The 6,413-nt window shown below is 45.4% G+C and carries 8 protein-coding genes, 1 tRNA gene and 1 pseudogene; 6 read left to right on the plus strand and 4 right to left on the minus strand.

The genetic code is table 11. The features are described 5' to 3' along the window. Positions 1 to 383, plus strand: a pseudogene (locus tag QT996_RS27805) (IS4 family transposase); the annotation flags it as partial. Between the two features lie 88 nt (positions 384 to 471). Here QT996_RS27805 and QT996_RS27810 read toward each other — a convergent pair. From QT996_RS27810 to QT996_RS27825, 4 genes are all read right to left on the minus strand, one after another. Then, positions 472 to 771 carry a transposase gene (locus QT996_RS27810; protein ID WP_333050676.1) on the minus strand — a complete coding sequence of 100 codons (300 nt, stop codon included), beginning with the start codon at positions 769 to 771 and terminating at the stop codon, positions 472 to 474. Positions 772 to 815: 44 nt separating this feature from the next. Then, positions 816 to 1,178 (minus strand): helix-turn-helix domain-containing protein, encoded by a 363-nt coding sequence (locus QT996_RS27815; protein ID WP_333050678.1) that lies wholly within the window; start codon positions 1,176 to 1,178, stop codon positions 816 to 818. 570 nt (positions 1,179 to 1,748) lie between these two features. Continuing rightward, a complete protein-coding gene (locus tag QT996_RS27820; protein WP_006631881.1) occupies positions 1,749 to 2,474 on the minus strand; it encodes a hypothetical protein in 726 nt (241 codons plus the stop codon). 85 nt (positions 2,475 to 2,559) lie between these two features. Continuing rightward, positions 2,560 to 2,736 carry a hypothetical protein gene (locus tag QT996_RS27825; RefSeq protein WP_333050680.1) on the minus strand — a complete coding sequence of 59 codons (177 nt, stop codon included), beginning with the start codon at positions 2,734 to 2,736 and terminating at the stop codon, positions 2,560 to 2,562. Between the two features lie 246 nt (positions 2,737 to 2,982). Between QT996_RS27825 and QT996_RS27830 the strand changes: the two genes are divergently transcribed. The 5 genes from QT996_RS27830 (at position 2,983) to QT996_RS27850 (ending at position 6,233) form a co-directional block, all read left to right on the plus strand. Beyond that, a complete protein-coding gene (locus QT996_RS27830) occupies positions 2,983 to 3,534 on the plus strand; it encodes a GNAT family N-acetyltransferase (protein ID WP_242725747.1) in 552 nt (183 codons plus the stop codon). A gap of 8 nt (positions 3,535 to 3,542) precedes the next feature. Beyond that, entirely contained in the window at positions 3,543 to 3,749 is a 207-nt protein-coding gene (locus QT996_RS27835; protein WP_333050682.1) for a hypothetical protein, read from the plus strand. 268 nt (positions 3,750 to 4,017) lie between these two features. Then, positions 4,018 to 4,091 (plus strand) — tRNA-Pro (locus QT996_RS27840). Between the two features lie 152 nt (positions 4,092 to 4,243). After that, a complete protein-coding gene (locus QT996_RS27845; RefSeq protein ID WP_333050684.1) occupies positions 4,244 to 5,104 on the plus strand; it encodes a Tic22 family protein in 861 nt (286 codons plus the stop codon). Positions 5,105 to 5,252: 148 nt separating this feature from the next. Then, positions 5,253 to 6,233 (plus strand): HemK/PrmC family methyltransferase, encoded by a 981-nt coding sequence (locus QT996_RS27850; protein ID WP_333050686.1) that lies wholly within the window; start codon positions 5,253 to 5,255, stop codon positions 6,231 to 6,233. The last annotated feature ends 180 nt before the right edge of the window (positions 6,234 to 6,413 follow it).

Below are 6,413 nucleotides of genomic sequence, written 5' to 3' on the forward strand. Positions count from 1 at the left end.
AAAGGAACTACGGGGGATGGAAGGTTGATGAAGCGTGGTTTATACTCACAGATTTAGGGTCATTGCCGGCAGCTATCGATGCTTACAAGCAACGGATGGGCATTGAAGAAATGTTTCGAGATTGTAAAACGGGAGGCTACGATCTTGAAGGAACTAGCTTAAAAGGAGACCGACTTATTAAGATGATTTTGCTCATGACGCTCGCCTACAGTTCGGGAATATTTCAAGGCAATGAAATGAGGAAAAAGCAGGTGCAAAAATATGTATCTCGCCGCAAAGAACCTAAAAAAAGATATCGAAGACGGAGTACATTTGGTGTAGGTTTAGATGGAGAAAAGTGGGTGAATTATCTCGAACAATATTCTGACGAGGTAGAACAGTAAACGCAAGTTAACTCCTTCTAAACGCCGCTTTTACCAACAAGGTATGCGGGCTGCAACCCTTATACAGTCTATCTCGTAGACCTCTTTGTCACCCCCCCAGGATTACATCAGAATTAATAGTCTGCTCTGAAACATAAGCATGAAGGTTGTTTTGCCGATTCATGATTCCCAAGACCTTTAAACGCTTAGTTCTACGACTATCAATTGACAAATATTCACCAATATCTTGCCATCCATAAGGAACACAAGGAATGCCACAAAATCCGGATTCATCCAAATAGTATAAATCACTTTTCCCCTCATCTTCTAATTGTTTTAATTCTGACCATTTTTCTTTTTTTTCCTTGTATTCTATGGGGTCTGGCTTGCCGCCAACACCTCGGCGCATCCTATGCCAACTCATCCTTTTTTTTTAATTATTCTCTTAATTGTTTACGTACTTATATTAACAGACCATTCTTTTTTGATTTTTTGTACTACTTGTTTTAATTGTTTTGGTTGCAATTTTACCCAGTCTCTAATTTGCTCGGATTGTGCGGAATTAAATGTTTCTTTTCTGCCTCTACCTGGTTTATTATATAATCCGAGCATTCCCTCATGTTCCCATCGATTCAACCAGTTATACATAGTCTTATAACTAACTTGAAAAGTATTCATCAAGTTTTTATTTTTGATACCTTGTGAAACTAAGATTAAAAAGTGTGCTCTTTGACGCACTTGATGATGTCTACTTTCGCGATAAATTCGGTTTAGCAATTTCAAGGAAAGTGGATTAATATCTCGAAGTGAAAACATATAAAACCTCTTTAAGTACAACTTAATACTTTATCATATCATATTAGTTGTTTAGGTAATTAATTTTGTTTAACTACTTACTTTCCGAATAGAGGTGTTACCTGCTTCGTAAGTGTTAATAATCTTTTGACGTATATCTAGGGAGTAGGGTTTCATTTTTCTCTTTCTTACCACCTCTAATATTGTACCTCATGGTTAAGCAAAGTGCTGTAGCAATCCTCGCATCATTTGTGAATTTCTTACGGACTCACAGCGGGTCCGGGGAGGGTTGGGGTGGGGTAAAAAATTTACAACTCCTGCAAGGATTGTTATATTGCTGGTTAAACTACCCTATTTATCTGGCACATCTTTTCTATTAGGGCGGTTATTTTGTAGATAAATTACCCCATCAAACTTAAAAAGCTTGGCAACATCGTTTGGGCGTGTCCCATGTTTATGAAAACCGCTATCTACACTCATTTGTACGAACAATTTTGCCGAGCTTTTTATCCTATCTCACTGGAAAACTTCTGCAAACTAATGTCTACTTAGAGAAATCTAGTTATTTAGCGATCGGCCGATCCGATCGCCCTAAAATCGCTCGCCCAGCAGTCTTTGTCGCACCCCCTCAGCGATTTTCTGCCCCAAATACTCGGGAATTAAACTTTCATTGGGCCCCAACAAGTAGAGAATTAGGCGAGTTCGCCCCCGCCAAACCAGCAAATTAGCATTTACGACCAACAAATCCTCTTGCCAGATGGCATACATAACTTTGTAAAAAAGTCCAGGTTGATTATCTGCTTCAATCAGTAAAGCTGGCAAGTGGAAAACCGGATCGACGTAGAATTCAGTTGCCACATCTTCCAAACCCGCGTCTAAATTAAATTCCACCGCCAACATCTCTTCAACCTCAAAATGCCCTGCTAAGGCCTCTCGAACGGCTCTACAGACGTTTTCTGCTGTTTTATCTGCCAGTACCTTGCCACCGCGAGATACGACCAATTTGATAAATACCAGCATGGGCGGGTAAATTTGACCGTACAGACTCAGACTGTGAATCGTGAGTCCGTAGGCCGCGAGCACTCCAAAAATATCGCTCAATAGAAAAGACTGGTTCCGGTAAGCAAAATGCAGGGCACTTTTGTTACCTTCGGCTCGGATTTCGATGACTGCTTGCCGAGTTTTGTAAAGCTGGTAAGCTAATTTGAGGTTTTGCAACTGGATTTCGCTGCTGACAAATTGCTCATAAAACTGCGGAAACGCTCGGTTAAAGCGCTTGAGAAGTTCTAGTGTAGATGGTTTTAAACCCGAAGCCATAATTGAGGAGAAGGTGCGGGAGATATACTAGGTATTGACTCTTCCATGCCTTATGGCAATGGGATTTTCGATTCGACGATTCGACTTAAATTGTGCCCGTCTCCTCACTAAAAGCAAAAGTCAAATCTGTCTGAGAACTTATCACGAGAATGTCACCGTTGCGCCATTCCAATGGTATTTCCCGCCAAGGGTATAAGTTCCGGCGCGATCGGCGGCACTCAAAAGAAGCATTTCCCAAAATGCCTCTGTCCTGGTTCGGCAACAAATTTTACCTTAAAAGCGGGTTGTCCGGGCACTGGCTAGCAAAACAGTTCTACCAAACTTGACAGAATCAAAAAAGCGCAGACTCAATGTTGGACGACAAATCGCTGTTTTCGGCGTAAGATGAGTGTACCGTAAACTGTTCCTCAAGAGGCTACCGGCAATTGATCCTACGCCTATCGGAGTGGGTTTATCTGTCGGGTTCTCTTTCTCGTCGTCCAACTTCTACTACCTTAACCGCGCCTGCATGGGTTTTTGGAAAAACTTATTTAGTAGTTCTGAGTCTGCCTCTGTACCCCAAACAGCGGATTTTGAGGAAGATGTGGCTGTTGGGTTAGGCGATCCGCTTTCCCCAACGTTTCGCAAGCCCGCCAGCGGCAACGCTCGCATCTTTTTCAGTTGCGATCGGGACATTGACCTCTACGAACTCGAAGAACTTTGTAATGCAGTGGGTTGGTCCCGCCGTCCCCTGCGTAAAGTCAAAAAAGCTATTGTGCACAGCTTCCTAGTCGTCTCTATGTGGGAGATGCGGGGCAGCCAGCGACGGCTGGTGGGTTTCGCCAGAGCGACTTCAGACCATGCTTTTAATGCCACGCTTTGGGATGTGGTAGTTCATCCCGACTACCAGGGCAAAGGCATGGGCAAGGCACTGATGAAATACATCATTAAAAAACTCCGCAGTGAAGATATCAGCAACATTACCTTATTTGCTGACCCTCAAGTGGTGGATTTTTACCGCAATTTGGGCTTTATGTCCGATCCAGAGGGGATTAAAGGTATGTTTTGGTATCCAGATTAGCGAGCCAGGTGCAGGTCGGCGTTGATTTGTTGAGGATATACAATACAATATTGACGCTGACAACACTGAATGCACCTGTGCGCTGTGGTCAGTTAGGCTGGGATGTATCTCGGCATCAGGGCCGTTATGAAGCTGTGCAAGTATTGTCAGTCGATTTGAGATTTGAGACTGCGGCGAGACGATCGGCACTCAGTCGAGCCGTCAAGTCGCCCTGAGTCGAAGAAACTATTTGAGATTTGAGATTTATTCCACACATGAATCTGGGAGCTTGAACTAGGGCGTTGCCCTGAGCTTGTCGAAGGGTTTAAAATTGTGAGCCGATCACGATAGGAGTCAGGGGCTGGTATAGGTTTTTGGGTGGGGTCAAACCGCACAACCGGAAAAAAACTTCGCCCTAGCTGCATCGAGAGCTAAATATTTAATAAAGCTTGACAAGCAAGCGGTTTTGTGTGTTAATGGTTAGAGGTTAGCTAACTATAACACCGGGATGTAGCGCAGCTTGGTAGCGCGCCTGCTTTGGGAGCAGGATGTCGCAGGTTCAAATCCTGTCATCCCGATCGCACAATGTTAAATAATAGATTGAAGCAGAACTGTCTCAGATGTTTACATTTCGTCAAAATGAAAACAAATTGAGGCAGTTTTTGCCGATCGTGTTAAGTCGCCAGTCTTTGCGTTAATGTGTTTCAGGATCGCTCCTGATGGAAAAAACATGAAATCATTAGTTCGTTTGGGCGCAATATTGGGAATTGTCGGCAGCACTCTGCTGGGCCCCTCCCCCATTGGCAAGATGTCTGCACTGGCACTGCCGGAGCCGCAAATTTTGGAAAAATTGCGATCAGTGCCAGTATTTACGATTACAGACGCTCAGGGTGCGCCCCTGATCGCTTCTGTTCCCAAGCAGGGTCAGGGTCAAACTGGCAATGCTTCCGTGGCGGGAATTTTCATCAGCCAGAAAGATGCTCAAGCTTTTGTGGATCAACTGAAAACCAGAAATCCTCAGTTGGCGGCCTCGGTGCGCGTGATGCCCGTGTCGCTGGGGGAAATTTATCAGATCACTCAAGCAAATAAAGGCAAGCCGGAGGAGGTGCAATTTGCTTTCGTTCCGGCTCCGGTGCAGGTGCAGTCGGCTAAAACTGTACTTCAGCAGACTGGTCAACAAGTTAACGAGTTCAACGGTGTACCTCTGTTTTTGGCCAGAGGCGGCCCGGAAAATGGTTATTTGACGATTCAGCGGGGTCAGCAAGAGGTGATTCCCTTGTTTTTTAACAAGGAGGATTTGCAGGGAATGGTCGATCGTTTTAAGCAGCAGCAGCCCAACGTGACAGCCACAATTAAGATTGAGGTGGTGAACTTGGAGAGCGTTTTGGAAGCTTTGCGTACTGAGAACGACCCGTTTTTGACCCAAATGATTTTGATTCCGTCGCGGGAGTCGCTAGAATTTGTGCGATCGCTCCAACCTGCCGGTGCGGGCCAAAATCCACAGGTTGCTCCGGCTCCAGCTCGGCCGGCTCCTGCTCCGGCTCCAGCTCGGCCGGCTCCAGCTCCGGCTCCAGCTCGACAGAATCGCTAATAGTTAGCCAGCAGTCATCAGTCATTAGTCATCAGTTATCAGTCATTAATTAGTAGGTTGGGTTTCTCGACTCAACCTACTAATTAATGAATTAGCAATTAGCAATTAACAATTAGGAATTAGCAATTAGCAATTATTACAAAGCCTTATGTTTGTTTCGGGTTTAGAGCTTTGGGAATGGGCGAATCAAGCTAAAACCGAGGCGATCGCCTCTGACATTCCCCTAGCAGAAATTGACTGGCTGCTGCAAGAGCTGGCCGGTTTGGATAGGTTGGCTCTGCGTTTGGAGTCGTTTAAAGATTTGCCAAAAATTGAATTAAAGTTGTCTTTATCTGAGCTTGCTCAATTGTGGCAGGGGCGCTTGCAGGAACGGGTGCCGGTGCAGTATTTAACGGGAGTTGCACATTGGCGGCATTTTTCGCTCAAAGTAACGCCGGCGGTGCTAATTCCGCGTCCTGAAACGGAATTGCTGATCGATTTGGCTGTAGAAGCTGTTAAAAGCCGTTTAGAAGCAGAAAATATCAATCAAAAATCTACCCCCCCCAACCCCCCCTTACTAAGGGGGGGAGAAGATTTAAACTTCTCCGAGTTTCGGGGGGAAGAATTGGCCAAATCGCATTGGGTGGATTTGGGGACGGGCAGCGGGGCGATCGCGATCGGCTTGGCTTGTGCGTTGACAAATGCTAGGGTTTATGCGGTAGATTGCAGTTCGGAAGCTTTGGCAGTTGCTCGACTGAATGCTGAGAATTTGGGTTTTGCATCGCGAATTAATTTTTATCAAGGTTTGTGGTGGGAACCCTTAGCATTTCTCAAAGGTCGCGTTAGCGGGATGGTGTCTAACCCGCCTTACATCCCCAGCAGCACGGTGCTGACCCTGCAACCGGAAGTTTTGAAGCACGAACCTCATCTGGCCTTAGACGGCGGTTTTGACGGGTTAGATTGCATCCGGCATTTGGTAGAAACGGCTCCCGATTATTTAGAATCCGGGGGAGTTTGGTTGGTGGAGATGATGGCGGGACAGGCTGAGGCGGTAGCTGATATGCTGGAAAGTCACGGGAGTTATGGCAAAGTTCAGATATTTTCGGATTTAGCAGGAATCGATCGGTTTGCCTTAGCCTATCGGCGGTAGGGAGCAAGGCTAGCAGAGAGACAATTTCTCGACTGTGCATACTGGCTTGATGTGGAGAGATTATAGTTGGGGTAAACAGTGCGATCGCACTCAGCACCCAAGAGGTAAGCTGTTGCACATTTAAACTGTGATACAAGCATTACCCTTATTTTTGATTTTGCGACCCCATTTAATTATTAA

The sequence above is a fragment of the Microcoleus sp. S13C4 genome (assembly GCF_036700865.1).
Classification (GTDB): Bacteria; Cyanobacteriota; Cyanobacteriia; order Cyanobacteriales; family Microcoleaceae; genus Microcoleus.

What these genes read in the sequence shown, in the direction of transcription:
- QT996_RS27810 (WP_333050676.1), bottom strand. Translation starts at nt 771, where the DNA reads ATGCGCCGAGGTGTTGGCGGCAAGCCAGACCCCATAGAATACAAGGAA.
- QT996_RS27815 (WP_333050678.1), bottom strand. Translation starts at nt 1,178, where the DNA reads ATGTTTTCACTTCGAGATATTAATCCACTTTCCTTGAAATTGCTAAAC.
- QT996_RS27820 (WP_006631881.1), bottom strand. Translation starts at nt 2,474, where the DNA reads ATGGCTTCGGGTTTAAAACCATCTACACTAGAACTTCTCAAGCGCTTT.
- QT996_RS27830 (WP_242725747.1), top strand. Translation starts at nt 2,983, where the DNA reads ATGGGTTTTTGGAAAAACTTATTTAGTAGTTCTGAGTCTGCCTCTGTA.
- QT996_RS27845 (WP_333050684.1), top strand. Translation starts at nt 4,244, where the DNA reads ATGAAATCATTAGTTCGTTTGGGCGCAATATTGGGAATTGTCGGCAGC.
- QT996_RS27850 (WP_333050686.1), top strand. Translation starts at nt 5,253, where the DNA reads ATGTTTGTTTCGGGTTTAGAGCTTTGGGAATGGGCGAATCAAGCTAAA.